This window comes from Streptomyces sp. NPDC020422 (assembly GCF_044386705.1).
Classification (GTDB): domain Bacteria; phylum Actinomycetota; class Actinomycetes; order Streptomycetales; family Streptomycetaceae; genus Streptomyces.
Map to the genome: position 1 here is coordinate 24,055 of NZ_JBIRVJ010000009.1, position 24,606 is coordinate 48,660.

At 74.1% G+C, this 24,606-nt stretch carries 26 protein-coding genes; 18 read left to right on the forward strand and 8 right to left on the reverse strand.

Annotation, left to right across the window (positions count from 1 at the left end; translation table 11 throughout):
* The first annotated feature begins 61 nt into the window (after window positions 1-61).
* The 11 genes from ACH414_RS24210 (at window position 62) to ACH414_RS24260 (ending at window position 12,196) form a co-directional block, all read left to right on the forward strand.
* On the forward strand, window positions 62-688 hold the full coding sequence (locus tag ACH414_RS24210; RefSeq protein ID WP_382546560.1) for an NUDIX domain-containing protein: 627 nt from the start codon (window positions 62-64) through the stop codon (window positions 686-688).
* 144 nt (window positions 689-832) lie between these two features.
* Window positions 833-2,848: a tetratricopeptide repeat protein gene (locus ACH414_RS24215; protein WP_398943295.1), complete on the forward strand. Its 2,016-nt coding sequence runs from the start codon at window positions 833-835 to the stop codon at window positions 2,846-2,848.
* Window positions 2,849-2,994: 146 nt separating this feature from the next.
* The gene (gene ald, locus ACH414_RS24220; RefSeq protein ID WP_382546554.1) at window positions 2,995-4,110 is read left to right on the forward strand and encodes an alanine dehydrogenase; all 1,116 of its coding nucleotides are present in this window, start codon (window positions 2,995-2,997) and stop codon (window positions 4,108-4,110) included.
* A gap of 469 nt (window positions 4,111-4,579) precedes the next feature.
* Window positions 4,580-5,605 carry a ParA family protein gene (locus ACH414_RS24225; protein WP_345492490.1) on the forward strand — a complete coding sequence of 342 codons (1,026 nt, stop codon included), beginning with the start codon at window positions 4,580-4,582 and terminating at the stop codon, window positions 5,603-5,605.
* Entirely contained in the window at window positions 5,602-6,093 is a 492-nt protein-coding gene (locus ACH414_RS24230) for a hypothetical protein (protein ID WP_382546633.1), read from the forward strand. Before ACH414_RS24225 ends, ACH414_RS24230 begins: the two co-directional genes overlap by 4 nt.
* Before the next feature lie 692 nt (window positions 6,094-6,785).
* Window positions 6,786-7,679: a segregation and condensation protein A gene (locus ACH414_RS24235; protein ID WP_398943298.1), complete on the forward strand. Its 894-nt coding sequence runs from the start codon at window positions 6,786-6,788 to the stop codon at window positions 7,677-7,679.
* Between the two features lie 32 nt (window positions 7,680-7,711).
* The gene (scpB, locus tag ACH414_RS24240) at window positions 7,712-8,272 is read left to right on the forward strand and encodes an SMC-Scp complex subunit ScpB (protein ID WP_398943557.1); all 561 of its coding nucleotides are present in this window, start codon (window positions 7,712-7,714) and stop codon (window positions 8,270-8,272) included.
* Window positions 8,272-9,390: a pseudouridine synthase gene (locus ACH414_RS24245; protein WP_382546548.1), complete on the forward strand. Its 1,119-nt coding sequence runs from the start codon at window positions 8,272-8,274 to the stop codon at window positions 9,388-9,390. The genes scpB and ACH414_RS24245 overlap by 1 nt, the downstream gene beginning before the upstream one ends.
* A gap of 147 nt (window positions 9,391-9,537) precedes the next feature.
* Window positions 9,538-10,422, forward strand: a complete 885-nt coding sequence (locus ACH414_RS24250; RefSeq protein WP_382546545.1) for an AAA family ATPase — start codon at window positions 9,538-9,540, stop codon at window positions 10,420-10,422.
* A complete protein-coding gene (locus ACH414_RS24255; RefSeq protein ID WP_382546542.1) occupies window positions 10,419-11,159 on the forward strand; it encodes an NUDIX domain-containing protein in 741 nt (246 codons plus the stop codon). The genes ACH414_RS24250 and ACH414_RS24255 overlap by 4 nt, the downstream gene beginning before the upstream one ends.
* Window positions 11,156-12,196, forward strand: a complete 1,041-nt coding sequence (locus tag ACH414_RS24260) for an ADP-ribosylglycohydrolase family protein (RefSeq protein WP_382546539.1) — start codon at window positions 11,156-11,158, stop codon at window positions 12,194-12,196. The genes ACH414_RS24255 and ACH414_RS24260 overlap by 4 nt, the downstream gene beginning before the upstream one ends.
* On the opposite strand, the gene ACH414_RS24265 is transcribed toward ACH414_RS24260, so the two are convergent.
* From ACH414_RS24265 to ACH414_RS24275, 3 genes are read right to left on the reverse strand one after another with little or no spacing between them, the layout of a single operon-like run.
* Window positions 12,193-12,870 (reverse strand): DNA polymerase beta superfamily protein, encoded by a 678-nt coding sequence (locus ACH414_RS24265; protein WP_382546537.1) that lies wholly within the window; start codon window positions 12,868-12,870, stop codon window positions 12,193-12,195. The two genes, ACH414_RS24260 and ACH414_RS24265, sit on opposite strands and share 4 nt — an antisense overlap.
* Before the next feature lie 10 nt (window positions 12,871-12,880).
* Window positions 12,881-13,282 carry a Rieske (2Fe-2S) protein gene (locus tag ACH414_RS24270; protein ID WP_398943301.1) on the reverse strand — a complete coding sequence of 134 codons (402 nt, stop codon included), beginning with the start codon at window positions 13,280-13,282 and terminating at the stop codon, window positions 12,881-12,883.
* Window positions 13,283-13,327: 45 nt separating this feature from the next.
* The gene (locus ACH414_RS24275) at window positions 13,328-13,663 is read right to left on the reverse strand and encodes a DUF952 domain-containing protein (protein WP_382546531.1); all 336 of its coding nucleotides are present in this window, start codon (window positions 13,661-13,663) and stop codon (window positions 13,328-13,330) included.
* A gap of 79 nt (window positions 13,664-13,742) precedes the next feature.
* Between ACH414_RS24275 and ACH414_RS24280 the strand changes: the two genes are divergently transcribed.
* The 6 genes from ACH414_RS24280 to der all read left to right on the forward strand — a co-directional run bounded on the left by ACH414_RS24280 (window position 13,743) and on the right by der (window position 18,738).
* The gene (locus tag ACH414_RS24280) at window positions 13,743-14,237 is read left to right on the forward strand and encodes a YidB family protein (RefSeq protein ID WP_398943304.1); all 495 of its coding nucleotides are present in this window, start codon (window positions 13,743-13,745) and stop codon (window positions 14,235-14,237) included.
* Window positions 14,238-14,324: 87 nt separating this feature from the next.
* On the forward strand, window positions 14,325-14,687 hold the full coding sequence (gene aroH / locus ACH414_RS24285; RefSeq protein ID WP_382546525.1) for a chorismate mutase: 363 nt from the start codon (window positions 14,325-14,327) through the stop codon (window positions 14,685-14,687).
* Window positions 14,684-15,772: a prephenate dehydrogenase gene (locus ACH414_RS24290; protein WP_382546522.1), complete on the forward strand. Its 1,089-nt coding sequence runs from the start codon at window positions 14,684-14,686 to the stop codon at window positions 15,770-15,772. The genes aroH and ACH414_RS24290 overlap by 4 nt, the downstream gene beginning before the upstream one ends.
* A gap of 143 nt (window positions 15,773-15,915) precedes the next feature.
* Window positions 15,916-16,578: a (d)CMP kinase gene (cmk, locus tag ACH414_RS24295; protein ID WP_382546628.1), complete on the forward strand. Its 663-nt coding sequence runs from the start codon at window positions 15,916-15,918 to the stop codon at window positions 16,576-16,578.
* A 53-nt stretch (window positions 16,579-16,631) separates the two neighbouring features.
* The gene (locus tag ACH414_RS24300; RefSeq protein WP_382546626.1) at window positions 16,632-17,219 is read left to right on the forward strand and encodes a lysophospholipid acyltransferase family protein; all 588 of its coding nucleotides are present in this window, start codon (window positions 16,632-16,634) and stop codon (window positions 17,217-17,219) included.
* Window positions 17,220-17,289: 70 nt separating this feature from the next.
* Window positions 17,290-18,738 (forward strand): ribosome biogenesis GTPase Der, encoded by a 1,449-nt coding sequence (gene der, locus ACH414_RS24305; protein WP_382546520.1) that lies wholly within the window; start codon window positions 17,290-17,292, stop codon window positions 18,736-18,738.
* A gap of 81 nt (window positions 18,739-18,819) precedes the next feature.
* On the opposite strand, the gene ACH414_RS24310 is transcribed toward der, so the two are convergent.
* Both ACH414_RS24310 and ACH414_RS24315 read right to left on the reverse strand, forming a co-directional pair.
* Entirely contained in the window at window positions 18,820-19,053 is a 234-nt protein-coding gene (locus ACH414_RS24310; RefSeq protein ID WP_382546517.1) for a hypothetical protein, read from the reverse strand.
* Between the two features lie 176 nt (window positions 19,054-19,229).
* A complete protein-coding gene (locus ACH414_RS24315; RefSeq protein WP_382546514.1) occupies window positions 19,230-20,012 on the reverse strand; it encodes a hypothetical protein in 783 nt (260 codons plus the stop codon).
* A gap of 194 nt (window positions 20,013-20,206) precedes the next feature.
* Here ACH414_RS24315 and ACH414_RS24320 point away from each other — a divergent pair, with 194 nt between their 5' ends.
* On the forward strand, window positions 20,207-20,728 hold the full coding sequence (locus ACH414_RS24320; RefSeq protein ID WP_382546511.1) for a transglycosylase family protein: 522 nt from the start codon (window positions 20,207-20,209) through the stop codon (window positions 20,726-20,728).
* Between the two features lie 47 nt (window positions 20,729-20,775).
* Here the strand turns inward: ACH414_RS24320 and ACH414_RS24325 are convergent, their stop codons facing one another.
* The 3 genes from ACH414_RS24325 to ACH414_RS24335 are packed head-to-tail and all read right to left on the reverse strand — an operon-like array spanning window position 20,776 to window position 24,490.
* The gene (locus ACH414_RS24325) at window positions 20,776-21,483 is read right to left on the reverse strand and encodes an ATP-binding cassette domain-containing protein (RefSeq protein WP_398943307.1); all 708 of its coding nucleotides are present in this window, start codon (window positions 21,481-21,483) and stop codon (window positions 20,776-20,778) included.
* The gene (locus ACH414_RS24330) at window positions 21,480-24,101 is read right to left on the reverse strand and encodes an ATP-binding cassette domain-containing protein (RefSeq protein WP_398943309.1); all 2,622 of its coding nucleotides are present in this window, start codon (window positions 24,099-24,101) and stop codon (window positions 21,480-21,482) included. Before ACH414_RS24330 ends, ACH414_RS24325 begins: the two co-directional genes overlap by 4 nt.
* Window positions 24,089-24,490, reverse strand: a complete 402-nt coding sequence (locus tag ACH414_RS24335) for a hypothetical protein (protein ID WP_382546502.1) — start codon at window positions 24,488-24,490, stop codon at window positions 24,089-24,091. The genes ACH414_RS24330 and ACH414_RS24335 overlap by 13 nt, the downstream gene beginning before the upstream one ends.
* Window positions 24,491-24,606: the final 116 nt, after the last annotated feature.

The following is a 24,606-nucleotide window of genomic DNA, read 5'->3' on the forward strand; positions in this document are numbered from 1 at the left end:
CCCCTTCCGGGACGCGTGCCCCGGCTTTCGTATCGGCTGACGTATGTGGGAGGACTCGACGATGCAGGTGCAGGACACCCCGGAGGAGTGGCGGGTCGTCGCCACCACCACCCCCTTCCAGGGAGCCAAGACGAGTGTCCGCACGGACGAGGTGGTCATGCCGGGCGGCTCGGTCGCCCGCCGCGACTACCAGGTCCACCCCGGCTCCGTCGCCGTCGTCGCCCTCGACGAGCAGGACCGGGTCCTGCTGCTCAAGCAGTACCGGCACCCCGTGCGCCACAAGCTGTGGGAGGTCCCGGCCGGGCTGCTCGACGTGGCGGGCGAGAACCCGCTGCACGCCGCCCAGCGCGAGCTGTACGAGGAGGCGCACGTCAAGGCCGAGGACTGGCGGGTCCTCGCGGACACCTACACCAGCCCCGGCGGCAGCGACGAGGCGGTGCGGATCTTCCTCGCCCGCGGTCTGTCCGAGGCGGAGGGCGAGCGCTACGAGGTCGCCGACGAGGAGGCCGACATGGAGCTGGCCCGGGTGCCGCTCGCGGAGCTCGTCCGCGGCGTGCTCGCCGGCGAGCTGCACAACACCTGCCTGGTGGTGGGCGTGCTCTCCCTGGCGGCCGCCCTGAACGGCGACGGCCCGGACGCACTGCGCCCGGCGGAGGCGGCCTGGCCGGCGCGACCTTTCGAGGCATAGGGGACTGATCATCTGCTGATCCGATCGGGGGATTCGCCCGCCGTGCTCCGCCGGGTCCGCACCGAGCCCTGAACTACGCTCGGTAGCGCCCGTGCGGGAACCCCGCGGGATCGGCTCGTGCGCAGGTGGACGGGAGCGTGGCCCGTGACGGATCAGGCGGTTGGGGGTGCCCCCGGACGGAGTCCGGAGGAGGTCGGCGCCGTGCCGTTCTACGGCCGCCAGCGGGAGCTGAAGGCCCTGCGCGCCGACATCGAACGCACCGGCCTCGACACCCTCACCGGCCGCAAGGCCCCCCGCGCCCGGGTCCTGCTGATCGCCGGCAAGCCCGGCTCCGGACGCACCGCCCTCGCCGAGGAGCTGGTCGCGGGACTCGCCGCCGACTACCCCGGCGGGGTCTTCCGGGTCCGGCTCACCGAACCCGGCGGCGACCCCGTCCCCACCGGCCGGGCCGCCCAAGAGCTGCTCGCCGCGCTCGGCGTCGCCGAGCCGCCCGGTGCCGCCGAGGACGAGCTCGCCTCCCTGGTCCGCGCGGCCTTCGCCGACCGCAGGGCCCTGCTGCTCCTCGACGACGCGGTCGACGCCGAGCAGGTCGACCCGCTGCTTCCCGACAACCCCGACTGCCTCGTCGTCGGCGTCGCCCGCGGCCCGCTCACCGGGATCCCGGACGTCCGCCCCTGCACCCTCGGCGGCCTCGACCCCAAGTCGGCCATCGAACTGCTCACCGGCTTCACCGGCTCCGTCCGTGTCACCGTCGACCCGCAGGCCGCCGAGACCCTGGCCGAGGAGTGCGGCGGACTGCCCGGCGCGCTCGTGCTGGCCGGCGGCTGGCTCGCCGCCCGGCCCAAGGCCTCCGTCGCCGACCTCGCCAAGCGGCTGCGCGCCCTCGGCGGCGACCCGGTCACCCGTGCCTTCACCCTCGTCCACGAGTCGCTGCCGCAGCCGGCCGCGCGGATACTGCGACACCTCTGCCTCGCCCCGCTGGGCCGGGCCGACGCCCACACCGCCTCCGCGCTCGCCGGCTGCTCGGTCTCCGCGGCGGCCACCACCCTCGCCGACTTCGCCGCGGCGGGACTCGTCCGGGAGACCCCGGGCCGGGACGGGCAGTACGAGGTGCCCGCGCACCTGGTCCCGCTGCTGCGCGCGGAGCTGGAGGAGCGCGACCGGCCCGCCGAGGTGCAGCTCGCCCGGGCCCGGATGCTGGAGCGGACCGTCAGGCTCCTCCAGTCCGGCCGCGCCGTCACCGAACCCGAGGGCTCGCCTGCCCGCCGCAAGCTGGCCGGGCTGCCCCGGGCCGTGCGCTTCCCGAACGCCGCCACCGCCGCGGCCTGGCTGGACAGCCGGCGGCCCGTGCTGCTCGCCGCGGCACGGCTCGCCGTGGCCGACGGCGAGTTCGACACCCTGGCCCGCCGGCTGATCGCCGCCCTGGTCCGGGCGCTCGCCGCCCACCGCGGAGCCGAGGCAGCCGCCCCCGACCTCTACGGGCTGCACCGGCTCGTCCTGGACGTCGCCGAGCGGCGCGGGCTGCACCGGGAGCGGGCGGCGGCGCTGCTGAACCTGGCCGACCTGGATGCCAGGACCGGACGCACTCAGGACGCCTTGCTGCGATATCGGTCGGCTTTGGAGGCCGGCAGGGAAGCAAATGACCCGTACGCGGTGGGTCGCGCAATGGAATCCGTAGGTGGGGCGTATCAGGAGCTGGGGGACTGGCAGCGGGCCGGCGACTGGTACGGGCGTGCCCTCGCCCAGCGGCTCGCCCGCGACGAGCGGGCCGACCAGGCCCGGCTCTACGGCCGGCTCGGCACGGTGCACACCTACGCGGGCCGCTACGGCGAGGCGCTGCGCAACTGGCGGGCCGCCGCGGCCGGCTACCGCAGGCTCGGCGATCTCCCGGGCCACGCACGGGCGTTGAGCGAGGCGGCCCGGGTCCAGGAATACGCGGGGCGCCCCGAGGAGTGCCTGCGCAGCTGCGAGGAGGCGATCGAGTGGGCCCGGCGTGCGCAGGACGTACGGCTCCAGGCGGCGCTCCAGCTCAGGCTCGCGGACACGCTCGACCGGCTCGGCGACCCGGCTGCCGCCCGGCTGCACCGCGCGGCGGCGGAAAGACTGCTTGGAACCGAGGCCTCCGCCTACGAAATCCGCAGTGCATCTGCTGAAGATTAATACTTTGAAAGGCTAGACACGGGGAACTCCTTCATTAGACTGGGTGCGCCGCGTTCGACCGCGGTCTGTCCCGGTGCGCCTTGGTGCATCCGGGTATGTATTCATCACCCCCGTTTCATCCCCTGATTCAAGGACCGTGATCGACGATGAAGGTCGGCATCCCCCGCGAGGTCAAGAACAACGAGTTCCGCGTGGCCATCACCCCCGCCGGTGTCCACGAGCTCGTCCGCAACGGCCACCAGGTCTTCATCGAGCAGAACGCCGGTGTCGGCTCCTCGATCACGGACGAGGAGTACGTCGCCGCCGGCGCCGAGATCCTCCCCACCGCCGACGAGGTCTGGGCCACGGCCGACCTGCTGCTCAAGGTCAAGGAGCCCATCGCGGAGGAGTACCACCGCCTCCGCAAGGACCAGACCCTCTTCACCTACCTGCACCTCGCCGCCTCCAAGGAGTGCACGGACGCCCTCCTGCAGTCCGGCACCACCGCCATCGCGTACGAGACGGTCGAGACCGCCAACCGCGCGCTCCCGCTGCTCGCCCCGATGTCCGAGGTCGCGGGCCGTCTGGCCCCGCAGGTCGGCGCCTACCACCTGATGCGCTCGGCCGGCGGCCGCGGCGTGCTCCCCGGCGGCGTCCCCGGCACCCACGCCGGCGAGTGCGTGGTCATCGGCGGCGGCGTCTCCGGCTGGAACGCCGTGCAGATCGCCATCGGCCTGGGCTTCCACGTGACCCTGCTCGACCGCGACATCAACAAGCTCCGCGAGGCCGACAAGATCTTCGGCACGAAGGTCAAGACGATCGTCTCCAACGCCTTCGAGCTGGAGAAGGCCGTCGTCGAGGCCGACCTCGTCGTCGGTGCCGTCCTCATCCCCGGCGCCAAGGCCCCGAAGCTGGTCACCAACGAGCTCGTCGCCAAGATGAAGCCCGGAAGTGTCCTTGTCGACATTGCCATCGACCAGGGCGGCTGCTTCGAGGACTCCCACCCGACCACCCACGCCGAGCCGACCTTCCAGGTCCACAACTCGGTCTTCTACTGCGTGGCGAACATGCCGGGTGCCGTCCCGAACACCTCCACCTACGCGCTCACCAACGCCACGCTGCCCTACATCGTGTCGCTGGCGAACAACGGCTGGGTCGAGGCGCTGCGCCGTGACGCCGCGCTCGCCAAGGGTCTCAACACCCATGACGGCAAGGTCGTTTACAAGGAGGTCGCCGAGGCCCACGGTCTCGAGCACGTCGAGCTGAGCACCCTCCTGGGCTGACCCTCCCGACGCTTCACACAAGAGGAGAAACGGTCGGTCAACCCCTTCCGTCAACCTCGCGCACCGGGCCGGACCTTGTCGAGCAAGGTCCGGCCCGATGTGTGTCCGGCCACGTTCCGACGGCTGGTCAACTCGCCTCGAACGTAACTCTTTAACCGTTTCGCGCACCCCTGAAACGTGCGGTTCCATGCCTGCGCACCCTTGACAGAGGGGTGTTCGGTTGCCGACACATCGGGCCGGGTCCGGCGGATTGTGTTGCTGCGGACCGGTGACACGCCATAGAGTCGCCAACCGTCGGCATGGTGCCACGCTGACCTATCGATAAATGTTCCTGGTCACATCCAAGGAGGTAAGACGACTTGTGAATGAGTCGACATTTACTCCCGGGGGTGCGGAGCCAGGAGCCCCGATCGGCTCCGTCGCGGTGCGGACCTTCGCGACGCACCAGCCCATGACGCCAGCCCATACGATGAAGATGACGGACGGCCTACACGTGAACGCCACGGCCGGCAACGAGATGGGCCGAGAGTCCACCCACTTCGCCGCCTATGACGAGGTGCCCGAGGGGCACTTCTACGACCCTGACGCCGAGTACGAGCCCGACCCGGAGTACGCGGCCACCCTCGCGCCCGACGCCGCCCGGCAGCGCCGCGAGCGGATCGGCCCGACCGGACGGCCCCTGCCGTACTTCCCGATCCCCGGCCCGCTGACCGACCACGGCCCCGCGAAGATCATCGCGATGTGCAACCAGAAGGGCGGCGTCGGCAAGACCACGTCGACCATCAACCTGGGTGCCGCGCTCGCGGAGTACGGGCGGCGCGTGCTGCTCGTCGACTTCGACCCGCAGGGTGCCCTGTCGGTCGGCCTCGGCGTGAACCCGATGGAGCTCGACCTCACCGTCTACAACCTGCTCATGGAGCGGGGCATGTCGGCGGACGAGGTGCTGCTCAAGACCGCGGTCCCCAACATGGACCTGCTCCCGAGCAACATCGACCTCTCCGCCGCCGAGGTGCAGCTGGTCTCCGAGGTCGCGCGCGAGTCCACGCTGCAGCGTGCGCTCAAGCCGCTGATGAACGACTACGACTACATCGTGATCGACTGTCAGCCCTCGCTCGGCCTGCTGACCGTGAACGCCCTGACGGCCGCTCACAAGGTCATCGTGCCGCTGGAATGCGAGTTCTTCGCGCTGCGCGGTGTGGCCCTGCTGACCGAGACCATCGAGAAGGTCCAGGAGCGGCTCAACCCCGAGCTGGAGCTCGACGGCATCCTCGCCACGATGTACGACTCGCGGACGGTGCACAGCCGGGAGGTCCTGGCCCGGGTGGTCGAGGCCTTCGACGACCACGTCTACCACACCGTCATCGGGCGCACGGTCCGCTTCCCGGAGACCACGGTCGCCGGTGAGCCCATCACCACGTACGCCTCCAACTCCGTGGGCGCCGCCGCCTACCGTCAGCTGGCCAGGGAGGTGCTCGCCCGGTGTCACGCCGAGTGAGTCTGCCCGGCGCCGACGAACTGTTCCGTACCACCGGGGGGATGGCGCTGCAGGCGTCCTCGCCGCGCCGTGCCGTCCCGGCACCGGCCGGCGAGAGCGACACGGCCGCCGCGCAGGGCGCGGCGGAGCACGCGCCCGCCGACTCCGAGCCGGCCGAGCCGCGCGCCCGCGCGGCGGAGGCGGAGGCCCCGGCCCCCGCGCCGGCGAAGGCCCCGGGCGCCGCCGCCCCCACCCAGGCGGCCCGCCGACGGGCCCGCGCCGCCAACCGGCGGCCGAGCGGTCGTGAGCGCCACGACGAGAAGATCACGGTCTACGTCTCCGCGGAGGAGCTGATGGACCTGGAGCACGCGCGCCTGGTGCTGCGCGGCGAGCACGGCCTCGCGGTCGACCGCGGCCGGATCGTCCGCGAGGCGGTCGCCGTGGTCCTGGCGGACCTGGAGTCCCGCGGCGACGCGAGCATCCTCGTCCGCCGCCTGCGCGGCCGCTGACGGTAGCCTGCGGGCTCCCGCACCCCCGCTCCACCAGGACCCCGATGCCCCACCCCCCTGACGAAACGTCCCGCCCGCCCCGCCGCCGCCTCCTGGGCCGCGGCCCGGGCGCGGCCCCACCACCGGGCACCGGGGGCCTGGAGCCCGCCGGGGGCACCGGCGAGACTGCCGCGGGCGCCGAGGAGGCCGGGGGGCCTGCGGTGGGCGCCGAGGAGGCCGTGGAGCCTGCCGTGGGTGCCGAGGAGGCCGTGAGGCCTGCCGCGGGCGCCGGGGAGGTGCCTGAGCCCCTCGCGGAGCCGTACGACGCCGAACGGCCGTCCGCGGGTGCCGAGGAGGCCGTGGAGCCTGCCGTGGGCGCCGGGGAGGTGCCTGAGCCCCTCGCGGAGCCGTACGACGCCGAACGGCCGTCCGCGGGTGCTGAGGAGGCCGTGGAGCCTGCCGTGGGTGCCGAGGAGGTCCCTGAGCCCCTCGCGGAGCCGTACGACCCCGAATGGCCCGTCCCGGCCCCGACGGCGGCGCCCGAGCCCTTCTCCGAGCCTGCGGACGAGCCGCGGACCGAGCCTCTGCCTGCCCCCGCCGATCTATCGCGGCCTGCTTCCGGCTCGCTCGGCGAGCCCGCGCCCGAGCCCGTGCCTGGGCTCGTCGCGCCCGAGCCCGAGCCTGGGTCGGCGCCCGCGCCCGAGTCTCGGCCCGTGGCCGAGCGGGAGGCCGCGCCCGAGCCGGACCCCGTGCCCGCGGAGGCGCCCCCGGCGGACGCGCCCTCCGGGGACGCGCCCGCGGACGGGCGGTTCACCGTGCGGCTCGCGAACTTCGAGGGGCCTTTCGATCTGCTGTTGCAGCTCATCGCCAAGCACCGGCTCGACGTCACCGAGGTCGCCCTCTCCAAGGTCACCGACGAGTTCATGGCCCACATCCGGGCGATGGGGCCCGACTGGGATCTCGACCAGACCACCGAGTTCCTCGTCGTCGCGGCCACGCTGCTCGACCTCAAGGCCGCGCGGCTGCTGCCGGCCGCCGAGGTGGAGGACGAGGCCGACCTGGCGCTGCTGGAGGCGCGGGACCTGCTCTTCGCGCGGCTGCTGCAGTACCGCGCGTACAAGCGGATCGCCGAGATCTTCGCCGAGCGCTGGGAGGGGGAGGGCCGGCGGTACCCCCGTACGGTCGGGCTCGAGCCGCACCACGCCGAGCTGCTGCCCGAGGTCGTCATCTCCATCGGGGCCGAGGGCTTCGCCCGGCTCGCGGTCAAGGCCATGCAGCCGAAGGCCAAGCCGCAGGTGTACGTGGACCACATCCACGCGCCCCTCGTCAGCGTCCGCGAGCAGGCGGGGATCGTCGTCGCCCTGCTGCGCGAGCGCGGTGTCCTGAGCTTCCGGGAGCTCGTCGAGGGCGCCGACGACACGCTCACCGTCGTCGCCCGCTTCCTCGCCCTCCTGGAGCTGTACCGGGAGAAGGCCGTGGCCCTGGAGCAGGAGACCGCCCTGGGGGACCTCACCGTCTCCTGGACCGGCGGGGAGACGGACGCCTCCGGGGCCGTCGGCGACGAGTTCGATCAGGAAGATCAGGAAGATCAGGAGGTCGTCCGGTGAGTGATCTCAAGCCCGCGCTCGAAGCCGTCCTCATGGTCGTCGACGAGCCCGCCACCGAGGCCCACCTCGCCAAGGTCCTCGACCGCACCCCCCGCGAGGTCGGCGAGGCCCTGCGCGAGCTCGCCGACGAGTACACCGCCCAGGGCCGCGGCTTCGAGCTCCGGGTGGTCGCCGGCGGCTGGCGGTTCTACACCCGCGCCGCGTACGCCCCGGCCGTCGAGGCCTTCGTCCTGGACGGCCAGCAGGCCCGGCTCACCCAGGCGGCCCTGGAGACCCTGGCGGTCGTCGCGTACCGCCAGCCGGTCAGCCGCTCCCGGGTCTCCGCGGTCCGCGGGGTGAACTGCGACGGCGTCATGCGCACCCTGCTCCAGCGCGGTCTGGTGGAGGAGGCGGGCGCGGAACCCGAAACAGGTGCGATCCTGTACACGACGACGAACCACTTCCTGGAGCGGATGGGCCTGCGCGGCCTGGACGAGCTCCCGGAACTCGCGCCCTTCCTCCCCGAGGCGGAAGCGGTCGAGCCGGACTCCCTGGAGGGGGTCCCCTCGTTCGATCCAGACGAAGACGAGACTGACGAGACTACGGACGATTGATGCGAAGCAGCAGCGGCAGGAACAGCGGAAACAACGGCGGGAGCCGTGGTGCCAAGAGCGGCGGCCGCGGTAACTACAGGGGTGCGGGCAACAGCCGCGACGACCGGGGCGGCCAGGGCGGCCAGAGCGCCGGCCGTCCGCGCCGGCCGCGCCCCGAGGAGCGGAGCTACGACGTCGACGGTCTCGCCGGCCGTCCCTCCGACGGCCCCAAGCGCGGTCGCGGCGACGCCGCCCGCGGTGGCGCCAAGGGCGGCCCGAAGCAGTCCCCGAACCGCGGCGGCGGCCGCACGGCCCCGGCGCGCTCGCGCGAGTACGACGCCCGCGCCGAGGAGCGCAACCGGGAGCGCTACGCCAACAAGCCCCAGATCAAGACGCCCAAGACCTTCCCGGGTGCCGAGCAGGAGGGCGAGCGGCTGCAGAAGGTGCTCGCCCGCGCCGGCTACGGCTCGCGCCGCGCCTGCGAGGAGCTGATCGAGCAGGCCCGCGTCGAGGTCAACGGCGAGATCGTGCTCGAGCAGGGTCTGCGGGTCGCGGAGAAGGACGAGATCCGGGTCGACGGCCTGACCGTCGCCACCCAGTCGTACCAGTTCTTCGCGCTGAACAAGCCGGCCGGTGTCGTCTCCACGATGGAGGACCCGGACGGGCGCCAGTGCCTCGGCGACTACGTCACCAACCGTGAGACGCGGCTCTTCCACGTCGGCCGGCTCGACACCGAGACCGAGGGCATCATCCTGCTCACCAACCACGGCGAGCTGGCCCACCGTCTCACCCACCCGAAGTACGGCGTGAAGAAGACCTACCTGGCCGCCATCACCGGCCCGCTGCCCCGCGAGGTCGGCAAGCGGCTGAAGGACGGCATCCAGCTGGAGGACGGCTACGCCCGCGCCGACCACTTCCGGGTCGTCGAGCAGACCGGCAAGAACTACCTGGTCGAGGTCGTGCTGCACGAGGGCCGCAAGCACATCGTGCGCCGGATGCTCGCCGAGGCGGGCTTCCCGGTCGAGAAGCTGGTCCGCACCGCCTTCGGCCCGATCACCCTGGGCGACCAGAAGTCGGGCTGGCTGCGCCGCCTGAGCAACACCGAGGTCGGCATGCTGATGAAGGAAGTCGGTCTGTAGGACCCACCGCCGCCCCCGTCCCACGAGAGGCCCGTGACCGCCCGCCCGGCGGTCACGGGCCTCCGTGCGTTTTCGTCCTTGTGTGCGAACGCGCCCCGCTTTATAGTCAGAGTGACTTTAAAAGGTACGGGGTGGGGAGGCGACCGCATGAAGCGTTACGGGCACGGCCTGGTCCTCGGCGCGTTCTGCCCGCCGCACGCCGCCCACCACCGGCTCGTCCGCACCGCCCACGAGCGCTGCGAGCGGCTCACCGTCCTCGTCCGCGGCTGCCCCGACGACCCGCTGCCGCTCGCCGAGCGCGTCGCCTGGATGCGCGAGATCCACCCCGAGGCGCTCGTCACCGGGACCACGGGCGACGACCCCCTCGCCGCCGTCTCCGAGCCCGTGGACGCCGTCTTCACCCCCGAGCGCCCGGCAGCGGACGTGCTCGCCGACCCCGCGGCCCACTGGGACCTCCTGGAGGCCCCCGTACGCGCCGCGCTCACCCGGCGCGTGGTCGTCCTCGGCGCCGGGCACACCGGCACCACCACCCTGGTCCACGCCCTCGTCGCCCACTACCGCGCCCGCGGCGGCGTCTGGGCCCGCACCCGCCACGTCCCCGAGTACGCGCCGGAGTACCGCGCCGCCCGCGACGGGGCGCCGCTGCGCTCCGGGGACTTCCCGCTCATCGCCCTGGGGCAGGCCGAGCGCGAGGAGGAGGCCGCGCGGGACGGCTCCCCGGTCCTCTTCTGCGACACCGACGCCTTCACCGTGACCATCCGCCACGAACGGCACCTGGGCACCCGCAGCGCCGACACCGGCGAGATAGCCGCCCGCGCCCGCCACCACCTGTGGCTGCTCACCGACCACCGCGGGGTGGCGGCGCCCGCGGACGACGACGGACTGCGGCCCTGGACCACCGCCCGGCTGCTCACCCAGCTCACCCGCACCGGCCGCCCCGCCGCCGTCCTCACCGGCCCGCACGAGGAACGGCTCGCCACGGCCGTCGCCGCCGTGGACGCCCTGCTCGCCACCCCCCTGGAGCGCCGATGACCGCGGCCCGCCCCGCCGTCGACGGCTATGACCCGCGCGCCTTCGAGCCCTTCGCCCTCACCGCCGACCTCGCCGTCCTCACCGTCCGCGAAGGCCGGCTGCACGTCCTCCTCGTCGAACGCGGCCAGGAGCCCTACGCCGGAGCCTGGGCGCTGCCCGGGGGCTTCGTGCTGCCCCACGAGTCCGCCGAGCAGGCCGCCCGCCGCGAACTCGCCGAGGAGACCGGCCTGTCCGGCGCCACCGCCGCCCGGCTCCATCTGGAACAGCTGCGCACCTACAGCGAGCCGGACCGGGACCCCCGGATGCGGGTGGTCTCCGTCGCGTTCGCCGCGCTCGTCCCCGACCTGCCCGAGCCCCGCGGCGGCGGGGACGCGGCCCAGGCCCGCTGGCTGCCGTACGAGTCGGCCCGCGGCCTCGCCTTCGACCACGACCGGATCCTCGCCGACGCCCGCGAACGCGTCGGCGCCAAGCTCGAGTACAGCTGTCTCGCCACCGCCTTCTGCCCGCCCGAGTTCACCCTCGGCGAGCTGCGTGAGGTGTACGAGACGGTCTGGGGCGTGCCGCTCGACCGCCCCAACTTCAGGCGCAAGGTCCTCGCCACCCCCGGCTTCGTCCGGGCCGTCGAGGCACCGCCGCGCCGCACCGGCGGACGGGGGAAACCGGCCGCTCTCTACCGGGCGGGCGAGGCCACCGCGCTCCACCCGCCGCTGCTGCGACCGGAAGGACGGACGGAATGACCGGGGAAACGACGAAGCGGGCCGCGACGGGGGCGATGCTCGGCCTGGCGCTCGGCGACGCGCTGGGCTTCCCGACGGAGTTCAACGACGTGCCCGCGATCCTGGCGAAGACCGGGCCCTGGCGCACGATGGAGCTGCCGGTACGGCGCGGGCGCGCCCTCGTCACCGACGACACCCAGATGACCCTCGCGCTCGCCCGGGGCCTGCGCACCGCCATGGACCGCGGCCCGCTCGCCCCGCTGCGGCTCGCCCGGCCCGTCCGCGACGAGTTCGTCGACTGGTACCACTCGCCCGAGAACAACCGGGCCCCCGGCAACACCTGCATGAAGGCCTGCATGCTGCTCGACTCCGACCGGGCCTGGCAGGACGCGAGCCAGATCCACTCCAAGGGCTGCGGCGCCAACATGCGGGTCGCGCCCATCGGACTCGTGCCCGGGCTGAGTGAGGAGCAGCGGGCCGGCGCCGCCCAGCTCCAGTCCGCCCTCACCCACGGGCACCCCACCGCCCTCGCCGCCTCCGACCTGACCGCCCGGGCCGTCCACCTGCTCGCCCAGGGCGTGGACCCGGCCGGGCTCGTCGGGCGGCTCCGCTCGTACGCGTACGAGAACCGCTCCCGGTACGACGAGCGCTGGCTCGGCGACCTGTGGACCCGCTCGCAGGACCCCTCGCCGCGCCACTTCACCGAGCGCGGCTGGGACGAGTGCCTGGCCGTCCTCGAACGCCTCGACGCCGTCCAGCGCACCGCCGACCCGGAGCTCGACCCCTGCGCGTACACCGGCGACGGCTGGATCGCCGAGGAGGCCCTCGCCACCGGCCTGCTGTGCTTCCTGCTCTTCCCCGAGGAGCCGCTCACCGCGCTGCGCCGCGCCGCCTGCACCCGGGGCGACTCCGACTCGATCGCCTGTCTCACCGGTGCCTTCGCGGGCGCCCACCTCGGGGCGGACGCCTGGCCCCGGGAGTGGGTGGAGCCGATCGAGCACCGGGACGAGCTGCTGGCCTTCGGGGCGTCCTGGGACGCCCCGGGAAGCGGCGTCTAGAGCGCCGACTTACGTGCCCTGACCAGGAAGTCCTCCACGCGGGCGTGGTCCGGGGCGGCGGGCAGCGGACTCGTGTCACGGGCCGCGTCGGCCTCGTCCTGGAGGCGGGTCATCCATGACTCGACCTCCTGCCAGGACGCCTCGCCCCGCTTCACCGCGAGCAGCCGTTCGCGCTCCTCGCCGACGTCGATGCGGAGCTCGCCGCTGCGCAGCAGATCGCGGCAGCTGGTCAGCAGGCGCAGCAGGTGCATGGCGTGCTTCCAGCGCGGCGCGCCGTACTGCCGGACGTCCGCCTCCAGCTTGCGCCGCTGGCCCGCCGCGTAGCGGACGAAGGTGGTGTGCGCCTGGCGGGACAGGAACGCCCCGCGCAGCGCGAGCAGTTCACGGCCGAGGGCGTCGGCGTGCTCGACGAGGGGGGAGTGCAGGCACTCCAGGATGTTGGGGTTGTTGCGCAGCGCGAGCTCGCAGAAGCGCTCCAGCTCCCAGCTGAACTGCTCCTCGGCCGGGCCCTCCACATGGGCCGGCGGCTTGTCGAAGCGCCAGAAGAGCGGGGTCGGGGCGAGGAAGACGCCCCGGCGGTCGGTGTCGCTGTCCTCGGTCGCCAGACCGAACGCGCGCGACCCCATGACGCAGGAGTAGATGGTGTGGTCGCGGACCAGCTCGTCGGGAGTCATGCGCGTCAGGCTAGGCCAGGGTGATGGTTCCGTCCGACACATTAATCCGCTCGTCCGGGAGCCGGCGGGGCGCGGGGCCGGCCGCCACCGAGCCGTCGGTGATGCGGTACTTCGAGCCGTGGCAGGGGCAGTCGATCGTGCCGTCGGCGACCTTGTTCACCGTGCAGCCCTGGTGCGTGCAGATCGCGGAGAAGGCCTTGAACCGCCCCGCGACCGGCTGGGTCACCACGACCTTCTCGTCCTCGAAGACCCTGCCGCCGCCGACCGGGATGTCCGCGGTGCGGGCGAGCACCGCTGCCGAGGAGGCCCCGGTCGGCGGGGACTCGGACCCGCCCGAGCCGCTCGCGCAGCCGGAGACGAGGGCGGCACCGGCGAGGAGCGTCGCGCGGCGGGACAGGGCGTCGGCAGTCATGGCGCCCAGCCTGGCCGCCCGCCCCGCCCCCGCGCGGCGACACGCCTACGTCCAGGGCGTCAGCTCCCTCGCCCGGCCGTCTTCGTCCCGCCGCACCTCCAGGACTCCCGTCACCGCCGCCCGCTCGATCGGGCCGTACACGTGCGGGAAGAGCATGTCCTGCGAGCCCTCCCAGCGGACCTCGCCGGAGAGCCGGGTCTCGTCGATGAGCAGGACCAGGAGCGGTCCCGCCACGCCCCGGTAGTGCCCGTCGGCGATGGCGAGGGCGGCGGTCTCGTCCGGCGAGCAGTGGACGAAGCCCTCGGCGGCCAGTGAGGGCGGGGCGTAGGGGAGACCGGGGTCGGCGGACCATTCGTCCAGCGGTACGACGTGCAGCAGCATGCCGACCTTTCTACCGCGCCCGAGCCGGCCGGCCCGCTACCCCGAGTGGCGCAACACGTCTGTTTGCGTGAGATTGTCCATGTTTGGCATCAATCCTCGTCGAGTTCCCCTCGGGCTCCCATCGAGCTCCCCTCGGACGAAAGGCAGGACCATGGCGGGAAACGATCTCGGCAGTCTTCTCGGCGGTCTCCTCGGCGGCGGCCAGGGCGGCGCCGGCGGCGGGGCCGGAAACATCCTCGGCGCCCTCCTCGGCGCGCTCACCTCCCAGGGCGGCAACGGATCCAACCCGCTCGGCGGCCTCCTCGAAGGGCTCACCAAGGCCGGCCTCGCCGACCAGGCCCAGTCCTGGGTCGGCACCGGCGACAACCAGCCGGTCAGCGGCGCCCAGATCACCGAGGCCCTGCCCGACGACACCCTGCAGAAGGTCGCCGCCGAAGCCGGCGTGAGCCCGCAGGAGGCCGCCGACCAGATCGCCCGGAGCCTGCCCCAGGCCGTCGACAAGCTGACCCCCGAGGGCTCCCTGCCGGCGCCCGGGACCTCCCTGGAGGACCTGATCCGCCAGCAGAACCTCTGACCCGTCTCGAAGGACGGGCGCGGCAACGGTGCTCCGGCCGGCTGACTAGGCTGGCCGGAGCACCGACGCAGGCAGAAGGAGTACGAGGTGGCGGTACGAGCGGTCCGAGGCGCCGTCCAGCTGGAGCGGGACGAGGCCGGACACATGCACGAGCAGGTCGAGGAGCTGCTCTCCGCCGTGCTCGAACGCAACGGGCTGACCGCCGACGACCTCATCAGCATCTGGTTCACGGCCACGCCCGATCTGCACAGCGACTTCCCCGCCGCCGCGGCCCGCCGCATCGGGATCGTGGACGTCCCCCTGATCTGCGCCCAGGAGCTCGACATCGAGGGCGCGATGCCGAGGGTCGTACGGCTCCTCGCGCACGTCGAGTCGGATCTGCCCAAGTCCCGCATCGCGCACGTGTACCTCGGCGCCGCGGCCGCCCTGCGCAAGGACATCGCCCAGTGAGAACCGCGCTCGTCATCGGAACCGGCCTGATCGGCACCTCGGCGGCGCTCGCCCTCGCCGGGCGCGGCATCGGCGTCCACCTGCGCGACCACGACCCGGCCCGCGCCCGCACCGCCGCCGCGCTCGGCGCCGGCACCGACGAGGCCCCGGCCGGACCGGTCGACCTCGTCGTCGTCGCCGTACCGCCCGCACACGTCGCCGCCACCCTCGCCGAGGCCATGCGCGCCGGGCTCGGCCGCGGCTACATCGACGTGGCCAGCGTCAAGGGCGGACCCAAGCGGGAGCTGGAGGAGCTGGGCCTCGACCTCACCGCGTACATCGGCACCCACCCGATGTCCGGCAAGGAGCGCTCCGGCCCCCTCGCCGCGACCGCCGACCTCTTCGAGGGCCGCCCCTGGGTGCTGACCCCGACCCGGGACACCGACACCGAGGTCCTCAACCTCGCCCTCGAACTCGTCGCGCTCTGCCGAGCCGTCCCCGTCGTCATGGACGCCGACGCCCACGACCGCGCGGTCGCCCTCGTCTCGCACACCCCCCAGCTGGTGTCCTCCATGGTGGCGGCCCGCCTGGAGGCGGCCGACGAGACGGCGGTACGGCTGTGCGGGCAGGGCATCCGCGACGTCACCCGGATCGCCGCCTCCGACCCGCGCATGTGGGTCGAGATCCTCTCCGCCAACCCGGGACCCGTCGCCGACGTCCTCGCGGGCGTCGCGGCCGACCTGGACGAGACCGTACGGGCGCTACGCTCCCTGGAGTCCGGCGACGAGTCCAAGCGCCGGGCCGGCGCCTCCGGAGTCGAGGACGTGCTGCGCCGCGGCAACGCGGGCCGCGCCCGCGTCCCCGGCAAGCACGGCGCCGCCCCCACCACGTACGAGACGGTCGCCGTCCTCATCAGCGACCAGCCCGGCGAACTGGCCCGGATCTTCGCCGACGCCGGCCGCGCGGGCGTCAACGTCGAGGACGTCCGCATCGAGCACGCCACCGGCCAGCAGGCGGGCCTGGTCCAGCTGATGGTCGAGCCCTCCGCGGCACCGCTCCTGGAGGCCGCCCTCAAGGAGCGGGGCTGGGCCCTGCGCACGAGCTGAGTCCGGGCACCCCGGGCCCCGGACCGGGTCCGGGGCCCACTGGGCCGAACGGGGGCGGGGGACTCGGTAACCTTGGGGGGAGTCCCCGCGTGTCCGCCGGGGGCTCCCGCTCACCCAGGAAGGCGTTCCCCACCGTGGAAACCGTGATCGTCGCCATCGACGGCCCCTCCGGCACGGGCAAGTCGAGCACCTCGAAGGCGGTGGCCGCCAAGCTGGGGCTCAGCTACCTCGACACCGGCGCCCAGTACCGGGCCATCACCTGGTGGATGATCAGCAACGGCGTCGACGTCCAGGACGCCGACGCCGTCGCCAACGCCGCCGGCAAGCCCGTCATCGTCTCCGGCACGGACCCGGCCAGGCCCACCATCACCGTCGACGGCGTCGACGCGGCCGGGCCCATCCGCACCGAGGAGGTCACCTCCAAGGTCAGCGCCGTCAGCGCCGTCCCCGAGGTGCGGGCCCTGATCACGGAGCTCCAGCGGTCCATCGCCAGGGGCGCCGAGAACGGCATCGTCGTCGAGGGCCGCGACATCGGCACCACCGTGCTGCCCGACGCCGACCTCAAGATCTTCCTCACCGCCTCCCCGGAGGCCCGCGCCGCCCGCCGCTCCGGCGAGGTCAAGGGCGCCGACGTGCACGCCACCAAGCAGGCCCTGATCAAGCGGGACGCGGCCGACTCCAGCCGCAAGACCTCCCCGCTCGCCAAGGCCGACGACGCCGTCGAGGTCGACACCACCGAGCTCACCCTCGACCAGGTCATCGAGTGCGTCGTCACCCTGGTGGAGGAGAAGAGGGCCGCCGCGTGACCCAGCCCTCCGGGAAGGGGGCCGCCGTCGGCCGGGGCATCGGCATCGGGCTGATGTACGGCCTCTGGAAGCCGCGCGTGCTGGGCGCCTGGCGGGTGCCGGCCTCCGGCCCCGTCATCCTCGCCGTCAACCACGCGCACAACCTCGACGGCCCCATGCTCATGGGCACCGCCCCGCGACCCGTGCACTTCCTCATCAAGAAGGAAGCGTTCGTCGGGCCGCTGGGCACCTTCCTCGAAGGCATCGGCCAGCTCAAGGTCGACCGGGACAGCACCGACCGCGCCGCCATCGGCAACGCGCTCGCCGTCCTGGAGAACGGCGGCGTCCTCGGGATCTTCCCCGAGGGCACCCGCGGCGAGGGCGACTTCGCCTCGCTGCGCGCCGGCCTCGCCTACTTCGCCGTCCGCAGCGGCGCCCCGATCGTCCCGGTCGCCGTGCTGGGCAGCACGGACCGTCCCGGACGGCTGGTCAAGGCGCTGCCGAGGCTCCGCAGCCGGGTGGACGTCGTCTTCGGCGATGCCTTCGAGGCGGGCGACGGAAGCGGCCGGCGCACCCGCAAGGCACTGGACGAGGCGACCTTCCGGATCCAGGAACGCCTCACCGACCACCTGAAAAACGCCAGGCGCCTCACCGGGCGCTGAGCGACACTCTCAGTAGTGGGACCCGGGGCCCGGGTACCCACCGACCACGAATGATCAAGGAACGGACTTCATGAACGACCAGCACGACCACGGGGCACTTGGCGACGCCGAGTACGCGGAGTTCATGGAGCTCGCCGCGGAAGAGGGCTTCGACGTCGAGGACGTCGAGGGCGCGATCGAGGAGGCCGGCCACGGCCCGCTCCCCGTCCTCGCCGTCGTCGGCCGTCCCAACGTCGGCAAGTCGACCCTGGTGAACCGGATCATCGGCCGCCGCGAGGCCGTCGTCGAGGACAAGCCGGGCGTCACCCGCGACCGCGTCACCTACGAGGCCGAGTGGGCGGGCCGCCGCTTCAAGGTCGTCGACACCGGCGGCTGGGAGCAGGACGTCCTCGGCATCGACGCCTCCGTCGCCGCCCAGGCCGAGTACGCCATCGAGGCCGCCGACGCCTGTGTCTTCGTGGTCGACTCCACCGTCGGCGCCACCGACACCGACGAGGCCGTCGTCAAGCTGCTGCGCCGCGCCGGCAAGCCCGTCGTGCTGTGCGCCAACAAGGTCGACGGCCCCTCCGGCGAGGCCGACGCCACCGCCCTGTGGTCCCTCGGCCTCGGCGAGCCCTACCCGGTCTCCTCGCTGCACGGCCGCGGCACCGGCGACCTGCTCGACGCCGTCCTGGAGGCCCTGCCCGAGGCGCCCGAGCAGCGCTTCGGCAACGCCATCGGCGGCCCCCGCCGCATCGCCCTGATCGGCCGCCCCAACGTCGGCAAGTCCTCCCTGCTCAACAAGGTCGCCGGGGAGGACCGCGTCGTCGTCAACGAGCTCGCCGGCACCACCCGCGACCCGGTCGACGAGCTGATCGAGCTCGGCGGCAAGACCTGGAAGTTCGTCGACACCGCCGGCATCCGCAAGAAGGTGCACCTCCAGGAGGGCGCGGACTACTACGCCTCCCTGCGCACCGCCGCCGCCGTCGAGAAGGCCGAGGTGGCGGTCGTCCTCATCGACACCACCGACAGCATCTCGGTCCAGGACCAGCGGATCATCACCATGGCCGTCGAGTCCGGTCGCGCGCTCGTCATCGCGTACAACAAGTGGGACGAGCTGGACGAGGAGCGCCGCTACTACCTCGAGCGCGAGATCGAGACCGAGATGCAGCAGGTCGCCTGGGCGCCCCGCGTCAACGTCTCCGCGAAGACCGGCCGCCACATGGACAAGCTGGTCCCGGCGATCGAGACCGCGCTCGCCGGCTGGGAGACCCGCGTCCCCACCGGCCGCCTGAACGCCTTCCTCGGTGAGCTCGTCGCCGCCCACCCGCACCCGATCCGCGGCGGCAAGCAGCCCCGCATCCTCTTCGGCACGCAGGCGGGCACCAAGCCGCCGCGCTTCGTGCTCTTCGCCTCCGGCTTCCTGGAGCACGGCTACCGCCGCTTCGTCGAGCGCCGCCTGCGCGAGGAGTTCGGCTTCGAGGGCACCCCGATCCACATCTCGGTGCGGGTGCGCGAGAAGCGCGGCAAGAAGAAGTAACGCGGGCAGGCGACGCGGGAAGCGAACGGCGGAGGGCCGGGGCGTGATCGCCCCGGCCCTCCGCCGTCGTCGTACCCGTCGCTACGGGCTCGTCCGGGATCCCGGCGGCAGCGCGTACGCCGACCAGCCCGTATGCCGGTGTCCGTGTCCGTGCGCGTGCCCGTGTGTCCCCGCCCCGAAGGAGCGGAAGCTCAGCTCCTCCTCACCGCTGCGGTCACCCGGCAGCGTGCGGAACGACCGCCGGTACTCGGAGTACAGGGCGTCGTAGATCGGCGTCGCCGAAGGACCCGCCGACGCGTCCTGCGCCGGGCGCATGGACGGGATCGGACTCGGATACTGCTGACGGAAAGGGTCGTATGGGTGCACGTAGGTGCCAACGACCCCGCCGTCCGTGAGATGCGGGCGGCCCTCGGAAAGAGGGGCCGGCCGGGGGCGCGGAACGGTCGGAACGCCCGGGACGCGCGCCGGCCCTATGCCGGGCCTGTCCTCCCTCACGTCCCGGCCAGCGGCATGGCCGCGGCCACCAGGCGCCCGTTGGCCGCGGCCTTCTCCAGGGCGTCCCGGAGCAGGTCCTCACGCGGCTGCTGGCCGATGGAGCCGACCGGGGCGGCGAAGACCAGCACCGTGTGCGACTTGTTGGCCGCGGCCCGCCAGCCCTCGGTGACCTGGAGCGGCTGGTGCGCCTGCCACCAGGCGACCTGGCCGGTGCCGCCCGTGCCGGGCTGGAGGACCGAGTGCAGCTGGCCCATGGCGACCAGGACGGACCAGCCGGGCAGCGGGGCTGGCTTCTGGTTGACGTCCGAGACCGGCTGGAAGCCCTGCTCGGTCAGGAGCGGCAGGAACTCGTCGGTCAGGCCGGCCGAACCGGGACGGGCGACCGGGGCGGTCGGCTCCACCACGAGCGCCGGGTGCAGCTCGCCCTCGATCAGCACCAGGCCGCTGGTGACGCCGAGCACCGCCTGCTCCGGGTGCGCCACGGCCAGGGAGTCGGCCGCGTCCGCCGCCGCGATGGAGGCCACGGCGCCCTGGAGCTGCGCTTCCTCGACCTTGACGACCTGGGACGGGATGCAGCTGGCGTGGGCGAAGGCGAGGACCGCGGTCTCGTCGCCGACGAACAGCACCGTGCTGGTGGGCTCCTGCTCGGAATCGCCCGGCGTGCGGCAGGAGGTGCAGTCGTAGCTGCCCGGGGCGTTGTCGCCGGCGAGCAGCCGGTCGGCTTCTTCGTCGCCGATCTCGGCGCGTACGTCCTCGCTGACGTCGAGCATGCGCGGCACGGGGGGCTCCCTGGACTTGATGCGTGCGACGGCCGGGCGGTTCCCGGTCGTCTCATGCCGAGTTCAACGGGCAAGGCTCGGCCGGGGTCACGCGTGGGCGCCCGGCAACTTGGGTGAGGCCGACCGGGTGGCATGTGAACGGTGTTCCGCGCGGCACGGGCCGGGCTCCCGCGGCGCGTGCCTAGCCTGCGCCGATGTCGAAGATCCGATATTGGACGGCGGCCGGTGCCGCACTGGCCGCCGCGCTGCTCGCCCCCGGGGCCGCTCCCGACGCCGCCGCGGCCCCCTCGCCCGTCCAGGCGTGCGTGAAGGACCAGTGGCCGTGGGGCTGCGTCGCCGAGTGCGAGAGCGGCGGCCGGTGGGCGGCGAACACGGGCAACGGCTTCTATGGCGGGCTCCAGTTCTGGCAGCCCACGTGGAAGGAGTACGGCGGCCTGCGGTACGCGCGCCGCGCCGACCTCGCGACCCGGGCGCAGCAGATCACGGTCGCCGAGGACGTGCTGCGCACCCAGGGGTGGGACGCCTGGCCGGTCTGCTCCAAGCGGTACGGGCTGAGCGGCCGCGCCCACGTCGTCCAGCGCGGCGACACGCTCAGCACGATCGCCCGGCGCTTCGGCGTACGGGGCGGCTGGGAGGCGCTGTACGCGGCGAACCGGGCGGCGATCGGGGCGGACCCGAACCGGCTGATGGTGGGCACGCTGCTGCGGCTGCCCTAGGGCGCGCCCCTGCCGGAAGGCCCCGCACGTCGGGCGGCCGCACGGCACTACTCCCCGCGCTCCCCGGACTCCCCGGACCCCCCGGCCGCTCCGGCCCCTCCGGACCCGGCCTGGAGCAGCTCGCCGGCGGACGCGAGGGAGCCGCGGCGCAGCTCGTACCCCACGGAGCCCGGCGGCAGTCCCTGCGGGACCCGCTGCTCTGCCAGGACGACGGCCGCGCCGCCGGACCGCGCGAGGGCGCCGAGCAGGGCGTACGTACGGGAGGCCACGACCGTCGACATGCCCAGCGACGGTTCGTCGACCAGGACCACGCGGGCGTCCGCGAGGACGGCCCGGACCAGCGCGAGCATCCGGCGCTCGCCGCCCGACAGGGTGCCGGCGCGGTGCCCGAGGAGCGGCGCCAGCTCCGGATACGCGGCGAGCGCCTCGTCCTGGCGGCCCGGGGCCGCCAGGTCCAGGTTCTCGGCCACGGTGAGGCCCGCGTACACGGCCCGCAGATCCGGTACGAAGCACAGGCCGCGGCGGGCGCGTGCGTGGGCCGGCACCCGGGTGACGTCCTCGCCCCGCCACACCACCCGCCCCGCGGCCAGCGGCACGATCCCGGCGAGGGCCCGCAGCGCGGAGCTGCGCCCGGCGCCGTTGCGGCCCAGGAGCACGGTGACGGTGGCGGCGGGCACCGGCAGGTCGAGGCCGTGCAGGGCCTCCAGGGGGCCGTAGCGGACCCGGGCGGCGCGCAGGGCGATCTCGACGCTCATGACAGGATCCGGCCGCCTTCCATGGTGTGGACGGTACGGGCGATGCCGGCGACGAGGTCCGGGTCGTGCTCGACGACCAGCACGGCGAGGCCGTCGGCGGCGAGGGCGGCGAGGATCCGGGCGAGGGCCGCGGTCTCCTCGGCGTCGAGCCCCGCGGCCGGCTCGTCCAGGAGCAGGGTGTGCGGGCCGCCCGCGAGGGCCCGGGCCAGCTCGACCCGCCGCAGCGTCCCGGTCGGCAGCCCCGCCGCGGCCCGGTGCCGCACGGCCCCGGCCAGCCCGACGAGGCGCAGGGCCTGCTCGACCGCGCCCGCGCGGGCGGTGCGGGCCTGCTCCGCGCCGACGCGGACGTTCTCCTCGACGGTGAGCGACGGGAACACGGCCGGCTGCTGGAAGGTCCGGCCGATCCCGAGCCGGGCGCGGGCGTGGGCGGGGCGCGAGGTGATGTCGACCCCGCCGAGGGTGACGCGGCCCGAGGTCGGCCGCAGGGTCCCGGCGAGACAGTCGAAGAGGGTGCTCTTGCCGGCTCCGTTGGCGCCGACGAGGGCGGTGACCTGGGCGGGGCGGAGGGCGAGATCGACGGCGTGGAGGGCGGTGAGGCCGCCGGGGTAGGTGAGGGTGAGCCGGTGGGCGCGGAGGGTCGGGGGCGGTTTTCCCGTGGGGGGCGCGGGTGCTTCCACGGCCGCGGGCCGGTGGGGGTGCGCCCGGCCCGCGGCCCGGCCGGGGCGCCCGCCCGCGTCCCCCGTTCTGTGGGCGGACAGAGGCGCGGGCCTTCCCGGGCGGGGTGCCGAGCCGTCGGCGGCTGCGGGCCGCTGGGCGCCGGCGGCCCCGCCCGCCGCGTTTTCCCTCCCCTCCGCTTCCGTCCCCCGTCGCGACCCCAACGCCCGCAGCAGTGGGGGCACTCTGCCCACCAGCGTGGCCAGGAGGCCGATCGCGGCCGCCGCCACGCCCGCGTGGGTGCCCGTGTCCAGGGTGATCAGAAGGGCGGCGGCGACGAGGGGGGTGAGGAGGCTGTCGGCGCCCAGGACCACGAGGGCGGCGAACCAGATCAGGCCGCGGATCGGGTCGTAGGCGTCCGGGTCGAAGGCGCGCCCGCCCATGCTCAGGAGGCCGCCGCCCAGGGCCGCCAGGGCCGCGCCCAGGACGAACGCCAGGAGCTTGAGGCCCGCCACGCGGACGCCCGCCGCCTCCGCGCCCGGCTCGTGGTCGCGCAGGGCGGCCAGGGCGCGGCCCGCCCGCCCCCGGCGCAGGGCGGCGACCAGGACGAGGGCCGCGGCCAGGAGCACCAGTTCCAGGGCGTAGTACGCGCGGTCGTCCAGGAAGCCGGCCGGGCGGTGAAGCGCCAGGCCCGCCGTGGCGTACGGCTGGGCGAAGACGAAGCGGCTGACGGCGACGCCGACCGCCAGGCTGGCCAGCGCCAGCGCGAGGCCGTGGCGGCGGATCGCCGGCCAGCCCGTCACCAGGCCCAGCGGCGCCACGCACAGCACCGCCGCCCCCAGCGCCGCCGGTCCCGGCAGCCCGGCCCCCGCGAGCAGACCCGTGAAGAGGGCGCCCAGGCCCGCGTACGCCGTCTGCCCCAGCGCGATCTGGCCGGCCCTTCCCGAGACGACCACCAGTGAGAGCAGGATCAGCGCCAGGGCCGGGACCTGGACCGCGGTCGTCAGGTCCGTGCCCCCGAAGCCCAGGGGGAGGAGCAGGAGGACCGCCGCCGTCAGCCACAGGCCCGGTGGCGTGCGACCCCCCGTCGTCGTCGGCGGCAGGGTGTCCTCGCCGCCCACCCCGGGCAGCAGCAGCGCCGCCACCAGCAGCGCCACCACGAACAGGTTCGCCCCCACCGCCTGCACCAGCGGGCCCGCCCAGCCCTCCGGGTGCAGCCGGGTGAGCTGGGCCTGGGCGACCCCCAGCGCGAGGGCCGTCAGCACCGCCACCGGCAGGCTCCGCATCCGCGCCACCACCGCGACCGCGATCACCTCGACCACCAGCAGCGGCATCCCGTACGGGTCGAGTCGCACGTACGGCGCGAGGAGCACCCCGGTGAGCCCCGCCGTGAAGGAGCCGAAGGCCCAGCCCGCCGCCGAGACCCGGTCCGCCGCGATGCCGGCGACCATCGCGAGCGGGCGGTTGTCGACCACCGCGCGCAGTTCCCGGCCGAAGCGGGTCCACCGGGTCACCGCGCCCACCAGGCACGCCAACGCCACCACCGCCGCCGTCTGCGCCCACGGCTCGTCACCGAGCAGCACCGGCGCGTCCGACCGGGCGCCGCTGCCCCAGATCAGCGCCGCCGCGCCGACGAGCAGCACGAAGACGCCGATGGACGCCACCAGCGTCTGCGCCGGGTTCGAGCCCGCGAGCGCGAGCGGGCGGAACACCAGCCGGTCCAGGGCCAGGCCGATCGCCGGGGCGATCAGGAGAAGGGTCAGCAGGGCGGCCGGCGGCAGCGGCCAGCCCCACTCCACCACCAGCTGCCGCAGCACATACGCGCAGACCATCGCGATCGCGCCGTGCGCCAGGTTGAGCACGCCCGTCGCCCGGTAGGTGACGATCAGTCCGATGCCGGTGAGCGCCGCCGCGCTGCCGACCGCCAGGCCGGCGAGCGCCAGGTCGTATGTCAGCGAGGCCACGGCTCGCACACCGGGCACGGGTCGAGGTCGGCGTCCCCCACCGGCACCGCTTCCGGCCGCGCCGCCACCAGCGGGCAGTCAGGCCGGTGCGCGAGCGTTCCGCCGGGGACCCGGAGCGGGGGGTCCGTGGAGGAGGGGGGAGGGGTGTCGGAGGGCGGAGGGAGGGACTCCGCGCCTGGCGGCGTGGGGTGGCGCAGGGCCGTCGCCAGCAGGACCGTCCCGGCCACGATCAGCGCCGCCCCCGGCACCGTGCACGACGCCAGATACGGCAGCTGGCGTTCGGCGAAGCGCTCGCCCGAGATCCCGTACCAGCCGAGCGCGCACAGCACCGCGCCCCCGGCGGCCGCCGCGAGACCACCCCACAGCAGGATCCGGGACGTCGACGGCACGGGAAGCTCCTTCGCCCTCCGCTGGTCAGGTAGCGGATGTCTTGTTGCCGTTTCTTGCACTATGCCCTGAACCGGCACACCCTGGAATCATCAGGCCGCCCGGCCTGTACGGACAT